Annotated in this window: 23 protein-coding genes and 1 other RNA gene; 15 read left to right on the top strand and 9 right to left on the bottom strand. The window is 67.8% G+C overall.

What is annotated here, in order from left to right; all coding sequences use genetic code 11:
- Positions 1 to 118: 118 nt before the first annotated feature.
- The 5 genes from MT490_RS20225 to MT490_RS20245 form a co-directional block, all read right to left on the bottom strand.
- Positions 119 to 553: an MAPEG family protein gene (locus tag MT490_RS20225; protein ID WP_297391635.1), complete on the bottom strand. Its 435-nt coding sequence runs from the start codon at positions 551 to 553 to the stop codon at positions 119 to 121.
- A gap of 245 nt (positions 554 to 798) precedes the next feature.
- Complete coding sequence (locus tag MT490_RS20230) at positions 799 to 1,782, bottom strand: alpha/beta hydrolase (RefSeq protein ID WP_297391637.1); 984 nt, start codon at positions 1,780 to 1,782, stop codon at positions 799 to 801.
- Positions 1,783 to 1,808: 26 nt separating this feature from the next.
- Positions 1,809 to 3,425, bottom strand: a complete 1,617-nt coding sequence (locus tag MT490_RS20235) for a tetratricopeptide repeat protein (RefSeq protein WP_297391639.1) — start codon at positions 3,423 to 3,425, stop codon at positions 1,809 to 1,811.
- Between the two features lie 130 nt (positions 3,426 to 3,555).
- A complete protein-coding gene (locus MT490_RS20240) occupies positions 3,556 to 4,635 on the bottom strand; it encodes a deoxyhypusine synthase (RefSeq protein WP_297391641.1) in 1,080 nt (359 codons plus the stop codon).
- A 152-nt stretch (positions 4,636 to 4,787) separates the two neighbouring features.
- On the bottom strand, positions 4,788 to 6,014 hold the full coding sequence (locus MT490_RS20245) for a type III PLP-dependent enzyme (RefSeq protein ID WP_297391643.1): 1,227 nt from the start codon (positions 6,012 to 6,014) through the stop codon (positions 4,788 to 4,790).
- A 152-nt stretch (positions 6,015 to 6,166) separates the two neighbouring features.
- On the opposite strand from MT490_RS20245, the gene MT490_RS20250 reads away from it, so the two are divergent.
- From MT490_RS20250 to MT490_RS20265, 4 genes are all read left to right on the top strand, one after another.
- Positions 6,167 to 7,135 (top strand): pyridoxal-phosphate dependent enzyme, encoded by a 969-nt coding sequence (locus MT490_RS20250; protein WP_297391645.1) that lies wholly within the window; start codon positions 6,167 to 6,169, stop codon positions 7,133 to 7,135.
- A complete protein-coding gene (locus MT490_RS20255) occupies positions 7,135 to 7,314 on the top strand; it encodes a hypothetical protein (protein ID WP_297391647.1) in 180 nt (59 codons plus the stop codon). The genes MT490_RS20250 and MT490_RS20255 overlap by 1 nt, the downstream gene beginning before the upstream one ends.
- Entirely contained in the window at positions 7,314 to 7,481 is a 168-nt protein-coding gene (locus MT490_RS20260; RefSeq protein ID WP_297391648.1) for a hypothetical protein, read from the top strand. Before MT490_RS20255 ends, MT490_RS20260 begins: the two co-directional genes overlap by 1 nt.
- Positions 7,482 to 7,579: 98 nt before the next feature.
- Complete coding sequence (locus MT490_RS20265; RefSeq protein ID WP_297391650.1) at positions 7,580 to 8,443, top strand: alpha/beta hydrolase; 864 nt, start codon at positions 7,580 to 7,582, stop codon at positions 8,441 to 8,443.
- A 141-nt stretch (positions 8,444 to 8,584) separates the two neighbouring features.
- On the opposite strand, the gene MT490_RS20270 is transcribed toward MT490_RS20265, so the two are convergent.
- Positions 8,585 to 9,241 carry an alpha/beta hydrolase gene (locus tag MT490_RS20270; protein WP_297391651.1) on the bottom strand — a complete coding sequence of 219 codons (657 nt, stop codon included), beginning with the start codon at positions 9,239 to 9,241 and terminating at the stop codon, positions 8,585 to 8,587.
- A 91-nt stretch (positions 9,242 to 9,332) separates the two neighbouring features.
- Between MT490_RS20270 and MT490_RS20275 the strand changes: the two genes are divergently transcribed.
- The 9 genes from MT490_RS20275 (at position 9,333) to MT490_RS20315 (ending at position 15,145) form a co-directional block, all read left to right on the top strand.
- A complete protein-coding gene (locus MT490_RS20275) occupies positions 9,333 to 10,397 on the top strand; it encodes an aminotransferase class V-fold PLP-dependent enzyme (RefSeq protein WP_297391653.1) in 1,065 nt (354 codons plus the stop codon).
- Positions 10,394 to 11,485 (top strand): cysteine desulfurase family protein, encoded by a 1,092-nt coding sequence (locus MT490_RS20280; RefSeq protein ID WP_297391655.1) that lies wholly within the window; start codon positions 10,394 to 10,396, stop codon positions 11,483 to 11,485. The genes MT490_RS20275 and MT490_RS20280 overlap by 4 nt, the downstream gene beginning before the upstream one ends.
- On the top strand, positions 11,482 to 11,817 hold the full coding sequence (locus tag MT490_RS20285) for a 2Fe-2S iron-sulfur cluster-binding protein (protein WP_297391657.1): 336 nt from the start codon (positions 11,482 to 11,484) through the stop codon (positions 11,815 to 11,817). Before MT490_RS20280 ends, MT490_RS20285 begins: the two co-directional genes overlap by 4 nt.
- 47 nt (positions 11,818 to 11,864) lie before the next feature.
- Positions 11,865 to 12,281: a low affinity iron permease family protein gene (locus MT490_RS20290; protein ID WP_297391659.1), complete on the top strand. Its 417-nt coding sequence runs from the start codon at positions 11,865 to 11,867 to the stop codon at positions 12,279 to 12,281.
- Between the two features lie 78 nt (positions 12,282 to 12,359).
- Entirely contained in the window at positions 12,360 to 12,626 is a 267-nt protein-coding gene (locus MT490_RS20295) for a hypothetical protein (protein ID WP_297391661.1), read from the top strand.
- 70 nt (positions 12,627 to 12,696) lie between these two features.
- Positions 12,697 to 12,794, top strand: an RNA gene (gene ffs, locus MT490_RS20300) — signal recognition particle sRNA small type.
- 42 nt (positions 12,795 to 12,836) lie between these two features.
- Positions 12,837 to 14,462 carry a DNA polymerase III subunit gamma/tau gene (locus MT490_RS20305; RefSeq protein WP_297391663.1) on the top strand — a complete coding sequence of 542 codons (1,626 nt, stop codon included), beginning with the start codon at positions 12,837 to 12,839 and terminating at the stop codon, positions 14,460 to 14,462.
- Positions 14,459 to 14,782: a YbaB/EbfC family nucleoid-associated protein gene (locus tag MT490_RS20310; protein WP_297391665.1), complete on the top strand. Its 324-nt coding sequence runs from the start codon at positions 14,459 to 14,461 to the stop codon at positions 14,780 to 14,782. The genes MT490_RS20305 and MT490_RS20310 overlap by 4 nt, the downstream gene beginning before the upstream one ends.
- A gap of 72 nt (positions 14,783 to 14,854) precedes the next feature.
- The gene (locus MT490_RS20315) at positions 14,855 to 15,145 is read left to right on the top strand and encodes a hypothetical protein (protein ID WP_297391667.1); all 291 of its coding nucleotides are present in this window, start codon (positions 14,855 to 14,857) and stop codon (positions 15,143 to 15,145) included.
- Between the two features lie 248 nt (positions 15,146 to 15,393).
- Here MT490_RS20315 and mtgA read toward each other — a convergent pair whose 3' ends face one another.
- The 3 genes from mtgA to MT490_RS20330 are packed head-to-tail and all read right to left on the bottom strand — an operon-like array spanning position 15,394 to position 18,136.
- The gene (gene mtgA, locus MT490_RS20320; protein WP_297391669.1) at positions 15,394 to 16,176 is read right to left on the bottom strand and encodes a monofunctional biosynthetic peptidoglycan transglycosylase; all 783 of its coding nucleotides are present in this window, start codon (positions 16,174 to 16,176) and stop codon (positions 15,394 to 15,396) included.
- Between the two features lie 44 nt (positions 16,177 to 16,220).
- Entirely contained in the window at positions 16,221 to 17,126 is a 906-nt protein-coding gene (gene rpoH, locus MT490_RS20325) for an RNA polymerase sigma factor RpoH (RefSeq protein WP_297391671.1), read from the bottom strand.
- Positions 17,127 to 17,182: 56 nt separating this feature from the next.
- Positions 17,183 to 18,136, bottom strand: coding sequence for an RluA family pseudouridine synthase (locus MT490_RS20330; protein WP_297391673.1), 954 nt, complete (start codon positions 18,134 to 18,136; stop codon positions 17,183 to 17,185).
- Positions 18,137 to 18,155: 19 nt separating this feature from the next.
- On the opposite strand from MT490_RS20330, the gene MT490_RS20335 reads away from it, so the two are divergent.
- On the top strand, positions 18,156 to 18,560 hold the full coding sequence (locus MT490_RS20335) for a M67 family metallopeptidase (RefSeq protein ID WP_297391675.1): 405 nt from the start codon (positions 18,156 to 18,158) through the stop codon (positions 18,558 to 18,560).
- Between the two features lie 427 nt (positions 18,561 to 18,987).
- A complete protein-coding gene (locus tag MT490_RS20340) occupies positions 18,988 to 20,190 on the top strand; it encodes a sensor histidine kinase (protein WP_297391677.1) in 1,203 nt (400 codons plus the stop codon).
- The last annotated feature ends 80 nt before the right edge of the window (positions 20,191 to 20,270 follow it).

Raw genomic sequence — 20,270 nt, forward strand, 5'->3', positions numbered from 1 at the left:
GCAGCCGCACCCCCTCACCCAGCTCCGACTAAGACCTTGCTTCGCAAGGCCTAAGTCTGCGCAACCCTCTCCCCCTTTCAGGGGGCGAGGGAAGATTGAGGCTGAATGTCGATACAGCCTAGGACTGGTGCAGGATCGTCAGCGCGGCGTGCAGCGTCAGCGCCGCCAGCGCGACCGTCGACAGCACGAACAGCGAGAAGCGCACCGCTACCTTGTTGAAGGTCGCCTGGACGAGGCTGTGGAGCACGCGCAGCCCGACATAGGCGCAGGCGATCCACGCATTCACGCCGTCGCCCGCGCCGAGCAGCGCCAGCGCGAAGCAGATCGCGTAGAAGATCGTGGGCTGTTCCATCAGGTGGATGTAGTTGTGCGCGGGCCATTGGGCGCGCTCGTCGACCATGCCGTCGAGTATCCCGGGGCGGCCGCCGCGCGCCTTCGACATGTCGATCCCGGCCTTTTTGAGCGCGGGCATGCGGGTCGCCATCATCCAGACGAGCATGACGAGCGACCAGGCGACGAGCGCCACTACGGGCGCGAGAATCTGGCTGTGCATAGTGTCCCCTCCTATTGCGGCGCGAGGCTGCCGCAATCGGTTCGGGAATGCAACGGACCTAGGTCGTGTCGACAATTCAGACGGGCGAGGCCTTTCAATCCTCCCCCTGGCGGGGGGAGGTGGCACGCGCAGCGTGACGGAGGGGGCGGAATCACTGGGCTCAATTGGAGAGGGCACTGCCTGCCTCCCCCTCCGACGCCTTCGGCGCCACCTCCCCCTGGCGGGGGAGGATTTGAATCGCGATCCTACTGTTTCGCCGTCCAGCGGGCGAAGAGGTCGGGCCAGAGGTGGCCGGGGAGGTCGGTGGGAAGGTGCAGCGCGCCGAAGCCGTGGCCGCCCTTTTCGAAGAGGTGCGCCTCGACCGGAACCTTGTGCGTCCGGCATGCCTCGATCATCGCGAGGCTCTGCTGCACGGGCACGGTGCCGTCGTCCATCGCATGGACGAGGAAGATCGGCGGCGTGGCAGGGGTGACGCGGGTGAGGGGCGTGTAGCGCGCCCGCGTCTCGGGACCGGTGGATTCGCCCCACAGGCCGTTGCTCCTGCGCTCCTCGAAGCCTGCCGAATGGAACGAAACCGCGGGGTAGACGAGGCCGGCATAAGCGGGCCGGGCGGAGAGCGCGTCGGCGGCGTCGATCGCGGCATAGACCTTGTCGTCATGGCCGACCGCGAGCGTGCCGCCGAGATGGCCGCCCGCCGAAAAGCCGACCAGCCCCAGCCGCGCCGGATCCACGCCGTATTTGCCCGCATTGGCGCGGATCAGCCGCATCGCGCGCTGCGCGTCCTGAAGCGGCACGTCGGCGCGATTGGCCCAGCCTTCGCCGGGGAGCCGATAGGCGAGGACGAAGACGGTGATGCCGTGCGGCGCGAGCGCCTTGGCGACGTCCACGCCCTCGTTCTCGACCGAGACGAAGCCGTAGCCGCCGCCCGGGATCGACAGGACCGCGCGGCCATCGGGCCTGGCGGGGCGGTAGACTCCCACCATCGGCTCGGAGACGCCGCGCAGCCACAGCTCGCGGAAGCTCCCGTTGACGGTGAAGTTGTTGGCGGGGAGCGGGTTGGGCGCCCCGGGCGGCGTGCCGGGCCAGAGCTTGAAATGCTCCCTGGGGGGCCAGGCGGCGGTGCCGGTGCCGAGAACATAGGGAGTAGGGCCATCCTGCGCGCGTGCGGCGGGGGCGAGGGCGAGGCTCGCGGCGGCGCCCCCGATCAGCGTGCGGCGGTCGATCGGCATGGGGATTTCCTCAGCTACGGTTGGGTTTACCGGCGTTGCAGCGCCGCGATGGCGCGGGGCGCGGCCTCATGTCCCTGAAGCGCCGCGCGCCGGAGCAATGCGATCGCCTTGGCCACGTCCTTGTCGCCACCTTCGCCCCTGGCCATCATCGCGGCAAGGTTGAACATGCCGTCGGCGTCGTTGGCGGCGGCGCCGGCCTCGAACCATTTGCGCGCCATCGCATCGTCCTTGGGCACCTGCTTGCCTTCGTAGAAATAGGTGCCCATCGCCACCTTGGCCGCGGCGTTCCCGCCCAAAGCGGCGGTCTTGTAGAAGCCCATCGCCAGCTCCGGATCGGCCTTGACAGCTTCGCCCAGGTCATAGGCCCGGCCCAGCGCGTAGAGCGCCGCGGCGCTGCCGTTGCGCGCGGCGGCCTGGTACCAGCCGAGTGCGGCGGTGCGGTCCTGGGGCACGCCTTCCTCGCCGTTCCAGAGGATGTCGGCGAGCGCGACCTGTGCGCCCGGATGATTGAGCTTGGCGGCCTGCCTGTACCAGGAGACCGCTTTCGCCACGTCGCGCGGCGTGTCGATGCCTTCGTAGTAGATGTCGCCCAGCCGCTTCGCGCCCGGGACATGGCCGACCTTGCTGGCGCGCTCATACCATTCGCGCGCCTGTGCCGGGTCCTTGGCCACGGGGCCGAAGCCGTTGCTGTAGATGTTGGCGAGGATCACCGCCGCCTCGCCCACCGCCGTGTTGCGATCCGGCTGGCGCGGGTCGAACATCGGGGTTTCCTTAGTGGGGTCGAAGGGAGCGGTCGCCGCCTTCTTGAGCCACTTGACGCCCTCCGCCGGATCCGACTGTTCGCGCAGGCCCTGGAGGTAGATCTTGCCGACGAACAAGGCGGCCTCGTCGCCGCCTTCGCGCATCTGGAGCTTGTTCGCGGCCTTGCGGAACCAGTCGAGCGCCTCGCCGTAGCGGCCCTGGTCGAACAATGCGAAGCCCATGGGCAAAGTCGTGTCGCGGCTCGCGATGAACGAGCGCGACTCGAGATAGCGGGCATTCCCCGCGGCGACGCGCCATTCCGGATCGCTCATCGGCACGCCGGTCTCCAGGGCGCCGCTGTTGGCCGGGATGAATCCCGTGCTTCCGCCGCTCGCGCTGGTGTCGCCGCCGCCCCGCATATAGGCGCTGCGGCACGCTCCAATCGCGGCGGCGAGGCTGTTCTGGTCGAGCGAGGCGGCGGAGCCCATCTCCGCGGCGGTTCCGTCGAGCGCGCTGGGGCCGGACGAAGTCGGCATGTCGGCGCCCTCGACGTCGCGCACGCCGAAGCGCGTTTTCGAAAGCTCGGGCAGCGGCGATCCGGGAGCGACCGAAGGCGGCGCGCTATAGTCGGGATTCCGGGTAGGCCGGGTCGGGAGATAGGCGCGCGCGGCCAGACCGGAGGCGCGCAGGAACGGATCTCTCGACAGCACCTCGCAGGTCGAGGAGCGCGGCGCCTCGGCAGCGGGCATGCGCTGGCTGGTGATGGTGACCTGATCCTGTTCGGCCGGGGCTTCGGCCTTGGCCGGCGGGGAACTGGTCTGCGCCTGGCTCTGCCCTGCAACGGTAAGCGCGACACCGCCGAGCAGCATCGCCCAAGCCCGGCTCCTGCGAGTCCGCGTCATAAAGCACCCTCCCAAGCACTTGATTTGCGAGCGAGGCTATCACGGACCGGGCGGGGGAGGAATAGATCGCCGCGCCAAGCAAAACGGCCGGAGATCGCTCCCCGGCCGCTTCGTTTCAGCTGCGCTCGCTTCAGGCGAAGAGCTTCGCCCAGCCGCGCTTGGCGCGGTCTTTCCAGTGGCCGCGGTGATAGGCGTCGCTGGCGAGCAGCGGCATTACCGATCCGGCCTCGGCGAAGACCATCTGCTCGATGCCGGTGTTGACCTTGCCCCAGCTCGCGGCCTCCTGCAGCGTCGAGGACGAGCAGGCGCCGTCGCGCACGTCGGCGACGGTGATCTGGACCGCGTACTTGTGCACGGCGACGTCCTCGTGGCCGAGGATCTCGGCGCAGACGACGGTGTCCTGGATGAAGTTCTTGGGCACGCCGCCGCCGATCATGAGCAGGCCGGTGGTGCCCGCCGCGATCTTGATGTCGGTCAGTTCGCGGAAGTCGGCGACCGCGTCGATCATCACATAGGGCTTGCCGGCCTTGGCGGCGTCGACCTGGTGCTTGACGAGGCCGAAGCCGGCCGAGCTGTCGACGAACGCCGGGCAGAAGATCGGCACGTCATGCTCGTAGGCGAGCTTGACGAGGCTGTTCTCCTTCTTGCCGTGCTCGACGAGATACTTGCCCATCTCGCGGATGAAGGCGCGCGACGAATAGGCGCCCGGCTCGAGCGACTCCGCGATCTCGAAGATCGTGTGGTCGACGTTCTGGAGGTCTTCCTCGTCGATATAGGTGTCGTAGATGCGGTCGATATAGAGCGAGCGCAGCGTATCGTCGTCGGGGATTTCGAGCGCCTGATAATGCTTGTGGCCGAGGCCCTCGAAGAAATCCATGTCGACGATCGTGGCGCCGGTCGCGACGATGCCGTCGACCATGTTGTTGCGCACCAGCTCGGCATAGAGATCCATGCAGCCGCCGGCCGAAGTCGAGCCCGCGATCACCAGGAAGATCGTGCAGTCCTTGTCGGCCAGCATCTGGTTGTAGATGTTGGTCGCGCGGCCGAGGTCGCGGCTGGTGAAGCTCATGTCGGCCATCGCGTCGACGATTGGGCGTGCGTCGAACTTGGTGATGTCGATATGCTTCACTTCCTTCGACAGAAGCTCGGCCTTGCGGGTGTCGTTGATCGGCGGATTGGCCGCCGCGGTCTTGAGGAGGGTGTCGGACATGGGGATCTCCCAATCTGCATGGCCGCCGTCATTCAAGGGGACGCGGAAACCCATAGGCGCAGCCGTCGCCCCGGCGGAAGCCGGGGCCTCAGGCCGCTAATTCAGGACTCGTGGCACGAGATCCCGGCTTTCGCCGGGATGACGCTCAATATTTACAGCTTGACGACGTTCGAGGCCGGCGCGCGTTCCTCGGCCTGCTCCAGATAGAGCGAGGTCATCGGCTCGTCGTCGACGATCACCGTCTGGTCCGAGCCGAAGCCGTTGAACGCGGTGCGCATCGCAGCGCCGTACGCGCCGAGCATGCCGATCTCGATATAGTCGCCGGCACGAATGTCGGCGGGCAGCGGGAACGGGCCCGCCATGTGATCGAGATCGTCGCAGGTCGGCCCGTAGAAGCTGAACTCGACGTCGCGGGCGTTCGAATCCGGCTCACGGAGGAGACGGACGGGGAAGCGCCAGCCGATATGCGCCGCATCGAACAGCGCGCCATACGCGCCATCATTGATGTAGAGCTCGTCGCCGCGGCGCTTCTCGACGCGCACGATCAGCGAGCTGTACTCGGCGCAGAGCGCGCGGCCCGGCTCCGCCCAGAGCTCGGCCGAATAGGAGATCGGCAGGCTCTCGAACGCGCGGTGGATCGTCGCGAAATAGCGCTCGAGCGGCGGCGGCTCCATGCCCGGGTACGACGAGGGGAACCCGCCGCCGACATCGATCACGTCGACGGTGACGCCCGCCTCGACGATCGCGGCGCGCACGCGCTCCATCGCGTTCGAATAGGCTTCGGGCGACATCGCCTGGCTGCCGACATGGAAGCAGATGCCGAGCGCGTCCGCGACCTGGCGGGCGGCCATCAGCAGCTCCTTCGACTCGCCGGGGCCGACACCGAACTTCGAGGCGAGGCTGAGCTTCGAGTGATCCGACGAGACGCGCATCCGCACGCACAGGGTCAGGTCCTCGGCGCCCTTGGTGGCGGCGACGATCTTCTCCAGCTCTTCCAGGCTGTCGAGGCTGAAGACCCGCACGCCGTGCTGGAAATACGCCTCTTCGATCGCTTCCTCGGCCTTGACCGGGTGCATGAAGCACAGGGTCGCTTCCGGGAGCGTACGCGCCACGAGCCGGACCTCGGCGATCGAGGCGACGTCGTAATGCGTGATTCCGCTATCCCACAGGATCTGCAGCAGATCCGGGGACGGATTGGCCTTCACGGCATACATCGAGCGGCCCGGGAACTTCTCGACGAAGAAGCGGGCTGCACGCGATGCGGCGTGCGGACGAGTCAGCGTGACCGGCTGGACCGGCCGCTGGCTGGCGATGTCGATACCGCGAACGGCGGTCGATCGGGGAGAAGCTAACCCCAGCGCGCTATGATGCTTGTGCAACTCAAGGGACCTCCAAATGCCTTACGGCAATCATTGACGAAAAGCTGCCTTGCGGTTGGAAGTCCCATGGGGCAGCGGAAGGCGGCATTTAGGGGCGAGGTCCCCCCATGTAAAGTGATTCGAGACCCGGAAATATACGGCGGGGGTGAAGTGTGACGATTGTGCGACAGCCGACTCGAGCGGGAGTACGCGACGCTGCGGCGAAGATCGCGGCGATCCTGCCGCAAACGCCTTTGCTGACGGCGGAAATTCGTGGGGTGCCGGTTTGCTTCAAGGCGGAATCGCTGCAGCCGGTCGGCGCATTCAAGATCCGCGGGGCCTGGCATCGGCTGACTGCGCTCGACGCCGCGGGGCGCGAACGGGGCGTCGTCGCCTTCTCGTCGGGGAATCATGCGCAGGGAATCGCCTGGGCGGCGCGGAAGCTCGGCATCCCCGCGGTGATCGTGATGCCCGCCGATGCGCCGAAGGTGAAGCTCGACGCGACTCTGGCGATGGGCGCCGAAGTGGTGAAGTACGACCGCGCGACCGAGAGCCGCGAGAAGATCGCCGCGCACCTGGCGCATGCGCGCGGCGCGGTGTTGGTGCCGAGCTTCGACGATCCGTGGATCATCGAGGGGCAGGGCAGCGCGGGGATCGAGGCGATGACCCAGATGGTCGAGATGAGATTGCCCGATCCTTCGAACGTCGTGGTGCCGTGCGGCGGGGGCGGGTTCGCCGCGGGGCTGGCGCTGGCGCTTCCCGAGGCGGAGATCACCCTGGTCGAGCCCGAAGGCTGGGACGACATGCGCCGCAGCCTGGAGGCCGGGTGGATCGAGCCGGTGGGCGACAATCCGCCGCCGACGGCGTGCGATGCGTTGCAGACCAAGGAAGTCTCGCAACTCACCTTCGACGTGCTCAGCCGGCGCGATGCCAAGGGCCTCGCGGTGACCGAGCGCGAGATCCGCGATGCGCAGCGCTGGGCGGCGGCGAAGCTGCGGCTGGTGCTCGAGCCCGGCGGGGCGGCCGCGCTGGCGGCGCTGCTGGCAGGCAAGGTGGAGGCGAAGCCCGGGTTGCTCGTCGTGCTTTCCGGGGGCAATGCCGATCCCGAGGCCTATGCCGCGGTGCTGGGATCGAGGGACTGATGAAGGAGAAGCGATTCGGCGCGGTGATCGCCAACGTGCTGAGTGTCGGCACGCGCGGGCTCGGGCTTTTCCTGTGGTACTTCCTGCGGCTGATCTATCGCGGCGAGCCGCGCGTGATCGCGGGCTTCGTGGTCGCCGGCCTCGCGATCGCGGCGCTGATCTGGCTGATCGCGCGATGATGGATCCGGCGCTCAATCCGCTGCTGCTGAGCATCGCGGTGGTTGCGATGTTCGCATTGGTCTGGGGTGGCATCCGCACCTGGCGTGGCGGCGACCGGTTCAAGGGCGTGCTGATGCTGATCTGCGCATTGGTGCTGCTCGGCAATCTGCTGATCTGGAGCGTGTAGGCGCGCGCTCGTGCGCCGTTACATCTGGTTACACTTGTTCGTTGGACCGGCGGAGCGGCGGGCGGCATGATCGGGCATCACGAACCTCCAGGTGTGCGATGCGTTTGATCCCGATCCTTATCGCCGGATTGCTGATCGTTTCTCCCGCCGTTGCCGGGAGCGTGCCGCAAGAGGCGCCGCGCGAGCTCGTTTACGGCAGCGACCAGTTGCAGCGGCTCGATTTCTATGCGGCACGCGGGGCGACGGGGCCCGCGCCGTTGTTCGTCTTCGTCCATGGCGGCGGGTGGCGGCAGGGCGACAAGCGCAATGCCACAGGCGTGGAGAAGGTCGCGCATTTCACTGGGCGGGGCTTCGCCTTCGCCTCGGTCAACTATCGGCTCGTGCCCGGCGCACGGGTCGAGGATCAGGCGCAGGACGTGGCGAACGCGATCGGCCATCTCGTCGCCCATGCACGCGAACTGGGGATCGACGCGCGGCGGATCGTGCTCTCAGGGCATAGCGCGGGCGCGCATCTCTCGGCGCTGGTCGCGACCGACCCGCAATATCTGAAGCGCGCGGGGCTGGGGCTCGACCGGCTCGACGGCGTCGTGCTGCTCGACGGCGCGGCCTATGACGTGCCGGCGCAGCGTGCGGAAGGTCCGCGCATCATGCAGCGCACCTATGCGCAGGCGTTCGGCGACGATCCGGCACGCCAGCGCGCGCTCTCGCCGACGCTGCAGGCCGCCGCGCCCAACGCGCCGGCCTTCCTGATCCTCCATGTCGACCGCGCGGACGGGAAGCGGCAATCGGAGGCGCTGGGCGCGGCATTGCGCGGCGCGGGCGCCGATGTCTCGGTGGCCGCGATCGAGGGCAGGGGCCTGCGCGGGCACATGGCGATCAACCGCTCGCTCGGCGATCCGGATTACCCGGCTACGGCGGTGGTGGACGCGTGGGTGGACAAGGTGATCGGCGTTCGCGACTAACAGATCGTCACCCCGGCCTTGTGCCGGGGTCCACTGTGCCGCATCGGCTGACCGCGAACCTCTATCCTTTCGCTCGCCTCCCGGTGGACCCCGGCACAAGGCCGGGGTGACGATTGAGGGAGCGCTCCGGCTCTTGGCCGGTCACCGGATCGGCGAGTTGGGATCGAGCCGCATGTCTAGATAGCGGTCCACCGAGCCCATCAGCTGGTCCATCTCGTGCTCGAAGAAATGGTTCGCTTGCGGGATGGTGTCGTGATGGATCGTGATGTGCTTCTGGGTGCGCAGCTTGTCGACCAGCTTCTGCGTCGCCGCCGGGGTCGCGACTTCGTCACCCTCGCCCTGGATGATGATGCCCGAGCTGGGGCAGGGCGCGAGGAAGCTGAAGTCGTACATGTTGGCGGGCGGCGCCACCGAGATGAAGCCGCGGATCTCCGGGCGGCGCATCAGCAGCTGCATGCCGATCCACGCGCCGAAGCTGACGCCGGCGATCCAGGTGGTCGAGGCTTCGGGATGGAAGCTCTGCACCCAGTCGAGCGCCGACGCGGCGTCGCTCAACTCGCCGATGCCGTTGTCGAAGGTGCCCTGACTCTTGCCGACGCCGCGGAAGTTGAAGCGCAAAGTCGCGAAGCCGCGGCGCTGGAAGGTCTTGTAGAGCTCCTGGACGATGCGGTTATTCATCGTGCCGCCCGCATTGGGATGCGGGTGGAGGATCATCGCGACGGGCGCGCGCGGCTTGGGCGCGGGAGCGAAACGGCCTTCGAGGCGGCCTTCGGGACCGGGAAAGATGACTTCGGGCAATTTGGCCTGCCTTGAAAATGGGGCGCGCAGTGGAGCGCGGGGAGTTGGGCGCTATATAGGCAGCGCCGCCCTTCACGCAATTGGAACCAACTTGGCCGACCGTATCTATCTGGACCACGCCGCGACGACGCCGATGATCCCTGCCGCAGTGGCGGCGGTGAACGAAGGGATGGCGCATTGGGCGAATCCGTCCTCGCCGCATGCCGAGGGACGCGCGGCGCGGGCGGCGCTGGAGGCGGCGCGCTCGCGGATCGCCGCCGCCTATGGCTGGGCGCACGAGACGATCCTGACCAGCGGCGCGAGCGAATCGCTGTGGATCGGCTTGCGGCGTTCGATGGCGGAGCGGGTGCTGATCACCGCCGTCGAGCATGATTCGGTCCTGCGCCATGCCGAAGGCGCGCAGGTGCTGCCGGTGCAGGCCGACGGAACGCTCGATCTCGATGCGCTTCGGGCCGCGATGGGGCCGCGCGTGCTGCTCTGCGTGCAGCGGACCAACAGCGAGACCGGGATCATCCAGCCGATCGAGGCGATTGCGGCGATCGTGCGCGAGGCGGGAGGGCTGCTGCTGGTCGATGCGGCGCAGATGCCTGCGCGGGCATCCGCGGCGGCGCTGCGCCACGCCGACCTGCTCGCCGTATCTGCGCACAAACGCGGCGGGCCGCCGGGGATCGGCGCGCTGTTCGTCCGTGACCTTGCCACGCTGATGCCCATGGGGGGACAGGAAAAGGGCTATCGCGCCGGCACCGAGAATCTGCCGGGGGCATTGGGATTTGCGGCGGCGGTCGAGGTGCCCGAGGACCTGCAGCGACCTGCGGCGTTGCGGGCCCGGCTGGAGGCCGCGCTGGAGGGCGCCGAGATCGTCGGCGCGGGGAGTTCGCGATCTCCTTTGATCGGCGCGTACCGGATGCCGGGGGTATCTGCCGCGGCGCAGCTGATCCGTTTCGACATGGCCGGGATTTCGGTATCGGCGGGGAGCGCCTGCTCGTCGGGAAGCTTGCGGCCGAGCCATGTGCTGACCGCGATGGACTGGGCCGAGCCGGCGCTGCGCGAAGTCGTACGGGTGAGCTTCGGGCGGGCGACCACCGAGGCCGATGTCGACGCCTTCGCCGCCGTCTGGCGCGAGATCGCCGACGAAGCCCGGGCGCGGGCGGCATGACCTATCTCGACTATCAGGCGACCACGCCGCTCGCGCCCGAGGCGCTCGCCGCGATGCTGCCCTGGCTCGAGAGCCAGCACGCCAATCCGCATTCGGCGCACGCGCCGGGCCGCGCCGCGAAGGCGGCGGTCGAGGTGGCGCGCGACGACGTCGCCGGGCTGATGCCCGAGGGCGGGGCGGTGAGCTTCACCAGCGGCGCGACCGAGGCGCTCAACTGGGCGATCAAGGGCACGCGCGGGCCGATCGTCACCCTGGCGACCGAGCATGCCGCGGTGCTCGACACGGTCGAGGCCGAGGCGCGCAAGGGGCGCGAGGCAACCGTGCTGCCGGTGGGCGGCGACGGGCTGGTCGATCTCGCCGCCGCGCGCGCCGCGATCCGGCCGGGGACCGGGCTGGTCGCGGCGATGCTGGTCAACAACGAGATCGGGACGATCCAGCCGGTCGAGCAGCTGGCCGAGCTGGCACATGCCGCGGGCGCGCTGTTCCTGTGCGACGCCGTGCAGGGCTTCGGGCGGGTGCTGATCCCCGAGGGCCCGGACCTGGTCGCGGTGTCGGCGCACAAGATCCACGGGCCCAAGGGCGTGGGCGCGCTGTGGATCCGCGACGGCGTGACGCTCGAGCCGCTGCTGCATGGTGGCGGGCAGGAGCCTGCGGGGCGATCGGGGACGCTTTCGCCTGCGCTCTGCGCCGGGTTCGGCGCAGCGGCGCGGCTCGCCAAGCAGCGCTTCGGGGCGGACCATGCCCATGCCGAGCAATTGTTCCGCGCGGCGCTCGCGCATATCGGTGCCGACTGGACGCTCAACGGCTCGCAGGGCGAACGCTATCACGGTAATCTCAACATTCGCCGCGAAGGCCTGGACGTCGCGCGGCTGATGTCCGACCTGCGCGACATCGCCTTCTCGGCGGGCTCTGCCTGCGCCAGCGGATCGGGGCGGCCGAGCCACGTGCTGCGCGCGATCGGACTGGGCGATGCCGAGGCGCGGTCGAGCATCCGGCTGGGCTTCGGGCGCTACACCACCGAGGAGGAACTGATGGCCGCGCTCGACCGGATCAACGCCGCGGCGCGCGCGCAGAAGGTGGCGGCATGATCCGCGTCCGCTTCGTCAGCGCCGACCAGACCGAGACGCGCGAGGTGGCGGCGGCCGAGGGCGCGATCCTGCTCGAAGTCGCGCAGAATGCCGGCCAACCACTGGAAGGGACCTGCGAGGGGCAGATGTCGTGCTCGACCTGCCACGTCATCGTCGCCGCGGAGGATTTCGCCCGGCTGCCGCGCGCCAGCGAGGAGGAGGAGGACATGCTCGACCTCGCGATCGGTGCCACGCGGACCAGCCGGCTCGCCTGCCAGATCCTGCTCACCGCCGATCTCGACGGGCTGACCGTCCGCATGCCGTCCGAGCATCGCGACATGCAGGGCCGCTGACGCGATCGATTCCCGGAACGGGCCGCAACGTGCTTCGTTCGAGCCCCGTGCCGAAGCAGACCGTCAGCCAGTTCCTCTACGCTTTGGGCAGCCGTATCTCGGATGGCGTGGCGAATCTGGCTGCGCATCCCGTGGCGCAGATCGGCGTCGTCCTCTTCTGTCTCGCCTGGTTCCTGCTGCCGCTCGGCGAGGATGCCACCGCGGTGCTCACCCTCGTGCTGTCGGTGATGGCGATCACCCTCACCCAGATGGTGCTCAACCAGCAGAAGCGCCACGAGGTCGCGCTCCATCTCAAGATCGACGAGCTCATCCACGCGATGAAGGGTGCCCGTGACGAGGTGATGGGGGTCGAGACCGCCAGCGAGGCCGAGCTGGAGGCGCTGCGCATCACCGGCGACAAGGCCGAGGAAGTGCTCGCGCAGCGCCGCGGCAAGCCTGCGGTCACCACCGAGGTTGGCCCTTGACGCCATTGCGGGAACCAACGCCGCTGTTTCGGAATTGCTGCCGCACAGGGGTTGATCCCGAGGATCAGGAGAATGTGCATGAAGATTCTCACGCTTGTCGCGGCAGCAGCCGCCGCGGTTCTGGCCGTTCCCGCCGCATCGGCTTCGGCGGTGCCGTCCGCCACCGTCCTGTCGACCGCGGGCCTCGCCGCCACCGCAAGCGCCACCGTTGCGCAGGACCGCCGCACCGAGCGCCGCTATGAGCGCCGCACGCATCGCCGTTCCTATTGGCGGACCACCTGCACCCGGAAATGGCGCAACGGCCACCGCGTCCGCGTCTGCCGCAAGGTGCGCTACTATCGCTGAGCCGAGTTCGGGAGCGCGCATATCGGGCGCTCCCGCCCTTGCCTCGCGGCGGCACTTCGCCCATATGCGCCGCGGGAGTCGGGCGGACGGTACCGTCGCCAACCCGGTCAGATCCGGAAGGAAGCAGCCGTAACGATTTCGTCCCGGGTCGTTCCGGCTCCCACCATTCCTTGAAGACGCAGAGCCCTAGGCCCGCTAATCTGGCGCGCAATGTCTGATTCCTTCCTCGGCCTCGACGAACCGCCCCAGCCCAAGCAGGAGGCCTATCGCGTCCTCGCGCGCAAATACCGGCCGCAGACCTTCTCCGCGCTGATCGGGCAGGACGCGATGGTCCAGACGCTGGGCAACGCGATCAAGCGCGACCGGTTGGCGCATGCCTTCCTGCTGACCGGGGTGCGCGGGGTCGGCAAGACCTCGACCGCGCGGCTGATCGCCAAGGCGCTCAACTGCATCGGGCCGGACGGGCAGGGCGGGCCGACGATCGATCCGTGCGGGGTCTGCGAGCCGTGCCGCGCGATCGCCGAGGGCCGCCATATCGACGTGATCGAGATGGACGCCGCCAGCCATACCGGCATCGACGACATCCGCGAGATCATCGAGGCGTCGCGCTATTCGGCGGTCTCGGCTCGCTACAAGATCTACATCATCGACGAAGTCCACATGCTCTCCAAGGCCGCGTTCAACGGCCTGCTCAAGACGCTCGAGGAGCCGCCGGCGCATGTGAAGTTCCTGTTCGCCACGACCGAGGTCAACAAGGTGCCGGTGACGGTGCTGTCGCGCTGCCAGCGCTTCGACCTGCGGCGGATCCCGGCGGAGATGCTCGCGGGGCATTTCGCGCGGGTGGCGGAGGCCGAGGGCGTCGAGGCCGAGCCCGAGGCGCTGGCGCTGATCGCGCGCGCGGCGGAAGGATCGGCGCGCGACGGGCTCTCGATCCTCGACCAGGCGATCGCGCATGCCGGGCTAGAAGGCGGCGGGGTGCGCGCCGAGGCGGTGCGCCAGATGCTCGGCCTGTCGGACCGCGGCGCGATCCGGACGCTGTTCGGGCTGCTGCTCGCCGGCGATGCTATGGGCGCGCTGGCGGCATTGCGCGGACAGTACGACCTCGGCGTCGATCCGCAGGCGGTGCTGCGCACCTTGCTCGAGACCGTGCATGGCGTGACCTTGGCCAAGCTCGGCACCGATGCGACCGCGGGGCAATCGGCCGAGGAAATGAAGGCGCTGCAGGACTGGGCGGCCGGCCTGTCCTTCCCCGCGCTGCACCGGCTCTGGCAGTTGCTGCTGCGCGGGCATGACGAAGTCGCCAAGGCTGCGCTGCCGATCGAGGCGTGCGAGATGGCGCTGCTGCGCGTGATCCATGCCTCGCAGCTGCCCGACCCGGGCGAGCTGGCGCGCCAGCTCGCGAACGGCAGCGTGAGCGTGTCGGCGCCTGCGGCCGCGCCGTCGAGCAAGCCCGCCGAACCCGCGATGCCGGCGAGCATGACCGAGCTGGCCGCGCGGCTGGAGGCGGGCAAGCGCTTCCAGCTTGCGCAGCAGGTGCGCGATTATCTGCGGCCGGTGCGGTTCGACGGCTCGGAATTCGAGTTCGGCGCGGCGCGCGAACTGCCGCACGACTTCATCCGCGAACTGGGCGCCGCATTGCGCGACATCACCGGGGTCAATTGGCGGCTGAAGTGCGTTGAGGATGCGGGCGCACCGACGCTGCGCGAGGAAGCGGCCGCGAATGAAGCCGCCGAGCGCGCGGCGGTGCTGGCTTCCCCCGTGGTCGCGGCCGCGATGGAAGCCTTTCCCGATGCCGAGCTGATCGGCTGGAACAACTTACGGAGCAAGCAGGCATGAAGAGCCTCGAAGACATCATGGCCATGGCGCAGAACGTCCAGGCCGAACTCACCAAGGCGCAGGCGACGCTCGACACGATCGAGGTCGAGGGCGCGTCGGGCGGCGGCCTGGTCAAGGTGCGGGCGAGCGCCAAGGGCCGCGTGATCGGGATCGACATCGACGAGTCGCTGCTCGCGCCGTCCGAGAAGGGCATGCTCGAGGATCTCGTCGCCGCGGCGTTCAACGACGCGCGCGCCAAGGCCGATGCGGCATCGCAGGCCGAGATGTCGAAGATGAGCAGCGGCCTCCCGCTGCCGCCGGGATTCAAGCTGCCCTTCTGATCCGGACCGGGACAAAACGGAACAATCTCACTCTCTTGCCGGTTGCTGACGGGTAAGTGGAGGAGAGAGGCCATGGTCGATCGAGTTGTTGAGCGTACCGATGGTACGACTTCCGAACGCGTCACCGAAACGGCGAGCGCACCCGCGGGCACCGTGGTTATCGAGCGGCGCGGCAGCGGCGCGGGCCTGCTGATCGGGCTGGCGATACTGATCCTCGTCGTGGTCGGTGCCCTGTACCTGGTCAATCAGAACAACCGCGAGAATGTGAAGGCCGACGCCATCAGCGAGGCCGCGAAGGATGTCGGCGGCGCGGCGAAGGACGTGGGCGGCGCCGCGAAGGATGCCGCCAAGAAGATCGAGTAGTCGGTGCACGCCCGTCGCCCTGGCGACGGTCCTGTTTGGCTATGGATCCCGGCTTTCGCCGGGATGACGGAAGAGAGGGATAGGTCGTATCGACATTCAATCCTCCCCCGCCAGGGGGAGGTGTCGCCGAAGGCGACGGAGGGGGAGGTAAGCGACCCACCGGCCGAAGTGTTTCCGCCCCCTCCGTCACGCTGCGCGTGCGACCTCCCCCTTGCGGGGGAGGATTTAAAGGGCTCGCCCGCCTCGTCCTATCGCAGGCAGGAGTCGAGGCCGTCTCCGGCGACGACGCCGATGCGGCGGTTGATTGAGTTGCCGTAGCGCCGCGTGAAGCCCCTGGGGTCTATCGCTTCGCGCTTCTTCGGGAGCGGCAGCACCGCGGCGATCAAGGCGGCCTCGCGGTCGCTGAGGCGCGAGGCGTCGTGCTTGAAATAGCGCATCGCACCGGCATTGACGCCGTAGGTGCCGATCCCGGTCTCGGCGACGTTGAGATAGACCTCCATGATCCGGCGCTTGCCCCAGATATTCTCGATGAGCAGCGTGAACCACGCCTCGAGGCCTTTGCGGAAATAGCCGCCGCCTTGCCAGAGGAAGACGTTCTTGGCGGTCTGCTGGCTGATCGTCGAGCCGCCGCGGATGCGCTTCTTGCCCGTCGCGTTGCGCGCGGCGGCGGCGGCGATCGCGCGGTAGTCGAAGCCGTTGTGCTGGCAGAAGCGCGAATCCTCGGCGGCGATGGCGGCGCGGGCCATGCTGGGATCGATGCGGTCGAGGCTCATCCAGCTCTTGGTGACGCCGTGCCCCCCGACCACGTCGCCGATCATCGTGAAGGTGATCGGCGGGTTGATGAAGCGCAGCGCCACCACCCAGAGCAGCGAGCCGAGCACGAAGACCAGGATCGCCTTGAGGATCCAGCCGAGGATCCGGCGCCAGAGCGACTTGCGCACGCGCGCCGGCTTCGGCGCGTCGATGCGCGTCGTCACCTGCGGTGCGCGCGTGGCTGTCTCCCCGATCGGATCGTGACGGTCATCCCCCATAGAGTGACGATTGGCGCCGCTCCCCGATCAACGCAACCGCTTCGTCAATACGCCGCGAGCAGCCGCTTCTCGCCCGCGAGGCGCATCATCGCCTTCTGGAGCTTCTCGAACGCGCGCACCTCGATCTGGCGGACGCGCTCGCGCGACACGCCATAGACTTGGCTGAGCTCCTCGAGCGTCTTGGGGTCGTCGGTCAGGCGCCGCTCGGTGAGGATGTGGCGCTCGCGCTCGTTGAGGTCCTCCATCGCGTCGACGAGCATCTCGTGGCGGACATCGGCCTCCTGGGCCTCCGCGACCGCCTCGTCCTGGAGCTGGCTGTCGTCCTGGAGCCAATCCTGCCACTGGCCCTCGCCATCCTCGCGCATCGGCACGTTGAGCGAGGTATCCCCGCCCATCGCCATGCGACGGTTCATCGAGGTGACCTCTTCCTCGGTCACGCCGAGATCGGTGGCGATCTTGGCGAGGTGCTCGGGGCTCAGGTCGCCATCCTCGAACGCGTCGAGCTTGGCCTTCATCCGGCGCAGGTTGAAGAACAGCTTCTTCTGCGCGGCGGTGGTGCCCATCTTCACGAGCGACCAGCTGCGCAGGATGAATTCCTGGATCGAGGCGCGGATCCACCACATCGCATAGGTGGCGAGGCGGAAGCCCCGGTCGGGCTCGAACTTCTTCACGCCCTGCATCAGGCCGATATTGCCCTCCGAGATCAGCTCGGAGACGGGCAGGCCGTAGCCGCGATAGCCCATGGCGATCTTCGCCACGAGTCGCAGGTGCGAGGTGACGAGCTGCGCAGCCGCATCGGGGTCGCCATGCTCCTGGAAGCGCTTGGCGAGCATATATTCCTGCTCGGGCGCGAGGATCGGAAACTTCTTGATCTCAGACAGATAGCGGTTGAGGCTCGCCTCACCACCAAGCGCGGGGATCGTCGCAGGGACGTTGCTGCCGCTAGCCATGGATCATATTCTCCCTTCACTGGGCGCTCCCCCGCAAAGGGGCAACGCCACGAAATTCATACGATGAGCTTATTGAACAGTTCCTGCATATCCGCAGGCATTTCGCTATCGAATGCCAAAGCGTGGCTTTTCACGGGGTGAATGAACCCCAGATGCGCCGCATGCAAGGCCTGTCGGCGGAAATTCAAGGTTGCCAAAAGTGCACGATGGACGGGCCGCGTGCTGCCATAGACCGGATCTCCCAACAGCGGATGTCCGATCGAGGCCATGTGGACACGAACCTGGTGCGTCCGTCCAGTCTCCAGGCGGCATTCGACAAGAACGGCATCGCGAAGTTGGCGAATTTGACGCCAATGCGTGATCGCATGCTTGCCCTGTCCTTCGCGTACGACTGCCATTTTCTTGCGATTGGTGGACGATCGCCCGAGGAACGTGGAAATCGTACCCGCCGAAGTTGACAGTCTCCCGGCGACGATGGCTCTGTAGCGCCTGTCGATCGTGTGCGCCTTGAACTGTCGCGCGAGGCCTTCATGTGCGCGATCGGTCTTGGCGGCGACCATCAGCCCGGACGTGTCCTTGTCGATTCGGTGGACGATTCCCGGCCGCGCGACGCCGCCGATCCCCGAGAGCTGGCCGGCGCAATGATGGAGCAACGCGTTGACCAGGGTCCCGTCGAGATTGCCCGCGGCGGGATGGACGACGAGGCCCGCGGGCTTGTCGACCACGATCAGATGCTCGTCCTCGAACACCACGTCGAGCGCGATGTCCTGCGCCTCGTTATGGGCGGGGGTCGGATCGGGCACCGCGATGCTGAACAGCGCGCCGCCCGGCGCCTTCTTCGAGGGATCGCGGGCGAGGCCTTCGGGCCCAGTGACCGCGCCGCTGGCGATCAGCGCCTTCAACCGCTCGCGCGAGAGGGTGGGCACGGCGTCGGCAAGCGCACGGTCGAGCCGCCAGCCGTCCGCGGCCTCCGAAATCCGCGCCTCGAGTGTAGTAACCCCCCGATCCATTCTGTACGCCTAGATGGGGATGACGACACGCGTTTCAAGATCTGTACTGATCGGTATCCAACGGATTTCCGCGGCTGCGGAGCCGCGGGAGGCATGCGGATTGCTGTTCGGATCGGACGACGCGATTACCGGGTGGCAAGCCGTTGAAAACGTAGCGGAAGAGCCCGAGCGGCGCTTCGAGATCGAGCCCGCGGCGCTGTTCGCCGCGCTGCGCGTCGAGCGCGCCGGCGGCCCGCGGATCGCGGGCTATTGGCACTCGCATCCGAGCGGCGACCCGACGCCCTCCGTGACCGATGCGAGGATGGCCGAGCCGGACGGCCGGCTGTGGCTGATCGTGGCGGGGGAGGCGGTGCGATTGTGGCGTGCCGGGGAGGCGGGTACGGTGCATGGCCGTTTCACGGCGGTGGCGTTCGAGGATGTTTAAGGCCTGTCCGATGCCGGGCGGTGCGAGCGCGGGCGTGGGCCCGAAGGATGAAATAGTCGTCGGTCATCAGCCGTAACGGAGTGAGACGGGCGGTAGCTCTTGGCAGTAAGCCGGCAGGAGCGGTGATCAACTGGGTGAGTTCTGGTGCGAAAATTATCGCGCCGGGAAACCAATGCTCAACTCAAAACCATTCGGCGCGGATTGTATGAGTTGATATTGCCCTTTTGGGGTATGTTTTAATCCTTCATGCCAAGATTTGGAGTTGAAAGGAAAAATAACTGCGCGACCGGGCGTTTGGGCGTTGCGACTCGGCGGCGGATAAACTAAAGTTGATTTATTCGGCCGGATGTCGTTCGCAGTTCGGCCGGAGTTCCTTGGGAAACGGAACGAACGACTGGTGCCTTGTGCAGATATCTGGGGGTAACAGATGTCGTACCTGACGGGACCGCAACTGCCGGTGGAAATGCGCCTCAGCTTGCGAGGAAAGAGCGCCTCGAGCGAACTGCCCGAGTGTTCCAATGATCTGGGCGGGCTGTCCAGCCCCGATGCGCACCATGCCCTTGCAGGCGACGAACTGGCGCAAGTGGCCGTCGTGGACGGCAGGTGGAACATCCTGGTGGTCAACGCTGCGTGGAAACGCGCGGCGGAATATGTCGGCCAGCCGGCCCTGCTGCAGCGGGGCGGCAATCTCGCAAGATATTTCCTGGACGGCCCGAACCTGGACCGCAACGGCGTCGAGGTGATGCTGCGCGGGATCCGCGAGATCGACGCGGGGACGACCAGCCAGTTCCTCGGATCCTTCAAGGCCGCCGCGGACGATTGCCATTTCCAGATATCGATCTCGGTCTTCGAGACCGACAATCGGCGCTACGCCACGGTCTCGCGGATCAACGTCACCGAACTGGTCGAGCTCCGGGCACAGACGCTGAGCCTGAGCGCCAGCCTGATGCGCGCGCAGGCGAACCTGATCCGGGCGCAGGAGGACGAGCGGCAGCGCGTCGCCCGCGAGTTCCACGACACGGCGGCGCAGCATCTCACGGGCGTCAATCTGGGGCTGGCGCGGCTGCTGGCGGTGAGCAACGACCCCGCGGCGATCGCGATCGCGCAGGAAATCGGCGACCTGCTGTCGCAATTCCATCGCGACCTGCGGGGCGTGACCTATGTGCTCCATCCGCCCGAGCTGCGGCTCTGCGGGTTGCACAATGCGGTCCGCGCCCTGTGCGAGGGCCTCGAGCAGCGGTCGGGGCTGGAGATCCTGGCGCGGATCTACGGCGACGACCGCCGCCGTGGCACCGCGGTGGAAGCGGCGATGTTCCGGTTCGTCCAGGAGGCACTGGCCAACATCCACCGGCACGCGCATGCGACGCAGGTTCGCGTGCGGCTGGAAAGCCGGGCGGATATCTTGCTGGTCGTCGTCAAGGACGACGGGATCGGACTGCCCGAAGGGTGGAGCGATCGTCCGGCTCCCGGCGTCGGCATGGCGGCGATGGCGAATCGCGTCGCCGAGCTGGGAGGCAAGTTCATGATCCGCTCCCGGCCCCTGGCGGGCGGGACGGTCGTCGCCGCGGCGATCCCGCGCGACGGCGCCGGGCAGACCTTCCTGCCGGTCAAGGACTTCGCGGCGGCTTAGAGCGGATCGACATTCAGGCCAAATTTTCCTCTCCCCTTGATAGGGGAGAGGATAGCGGAGCTTGGCAGCTTGCTGCCTAG

The organism is Sphingomonas sp., from assembly GCF_026460985.1.
Classification (GTDB): Bacteria; Pseudomonadota; Alphaproteobacteria; order Sphingomonadales; family Sphingomonadaceae; genus Sphingomonas.

Coding starts and splice junctions, on each gene's coding strand:
- MT490_RS20315 (WP_297391667.1), top strand. CDS start 14,855: ATGGTCGATCGAGTTGTTGAGCGTACCGATGGTACGACTTCCGAACGC.
- MT490_RS20330 (WP_297391673.1), bottom strand. CDS start 18,136: ATGGATCGGGGGGTTACTACACTCGAGGCGCGGATTTCGGAGGCCGCG.
- MT490_RS20225 (WP_297391635.1), bottom strand. CDS start 553: ATGCACAGCCAGATTCTCGCGCCCGTAGTGGCGCTCGTCGCCTGGTCG.
- MT490_RS20305 (WP_297391663.1), top strand. CDS start 12,837: ATGTCTGATTCCTTCCTCGGCCTCGACGAACCGCCCCAGCCCAAGCAG.
- MT490_RS20230 (WP_297391637.1), bottom strand. CDS start 1,782: ATGCCGATCGACCGCCGCACGCTGATCGGGGGCGCCGCCGCGAGCCTC.
- rpoH (WP_297391671.1), bottom strand. CDS start 17,126: ATGGCTAGCGGCAGCAACGTCCCTGCGACGATCCCCGCGCTTGGTGGT.
- MT490_RS20280 (WP_297391655.1), top strand. CDS start 10,394: ATGACCTATCTCGACTATCAGGCGACCACGCCGCTCGCGCCCGAGGCG.
- MT490_RS20235 (WP_297391639.1), bottom strand. CDS start 3,425: ATGACGCGGACTCGCAGGAGCCGGGCTTGGGCGATGCTGCTCGGCGGT.
- mtgA (WP_297391669.1), bottom strand. CDS start 16,176: ATGGGGGATGACCGTCACGATCCGATCGGGGAGACAGCCACGCGCGCA.
- MT490_RS20335 (WP_297391675.1), top strand. CDS start 18,156: ATGACGACACGCGTTTCAAGATCTGTACTGATCGGTATCCAACGGATT.
- MT490_RS20295 (WP_297391661.1), top strand. CDS start 12,360: ATGAAGATTCTCACGCTTGTCGCGGCAGCAGCCGCCGCGGTTCTGGCC.
- MT490_RS20285 (WP_297391657.1), top strand. CDS start 11,482: ATGATCCGCGTCCGCTTCGTCAGCGCCGACCAGACCGAGACGCGCGAG.
- MT490_RS20340 (WP_297391677.1), top strand. CDS start 18,988: ATGTCGTACCTGACGGGACCGCAACTGCCGGTGGAAATGCGCCTCAGC.
- MT490_RS20255 (WP_297391647.1), top strand. CDS start 7,135: ATGAAGGAGAAGCGATTCGGCGCGGTGATCGCCAACGTGCTGAGTGTC.
- MT490_RS20240 (WP_297391641.1), bottom strand. CDS start 4,635: ATGTCCGACACCCTCCTCAAGACCGCGGCGGCCAATCCGCCGATCAAC.
- MT490_RS20310 (WP_297391665.1), top strand. CDS start 14,459: ATGAAGAGCCTCGAAGACATCATGGCCATGGCGCAGAACGTCCAGGCC.
- MT490_RS20265 (WP_297391650.1), top strand. CDS start 7,580: ATGCGTTTGATCCCGATCCTTATCGCCGGATTGCTGATCGTTTCTCCC.
- MT490_RS20260 (WP_297391648.1), top strand. CDS start 7,314: ATGGATCCGGCGCTCAATCCGCTGCTGCTGAGCATCGCGGTGGTTGCG.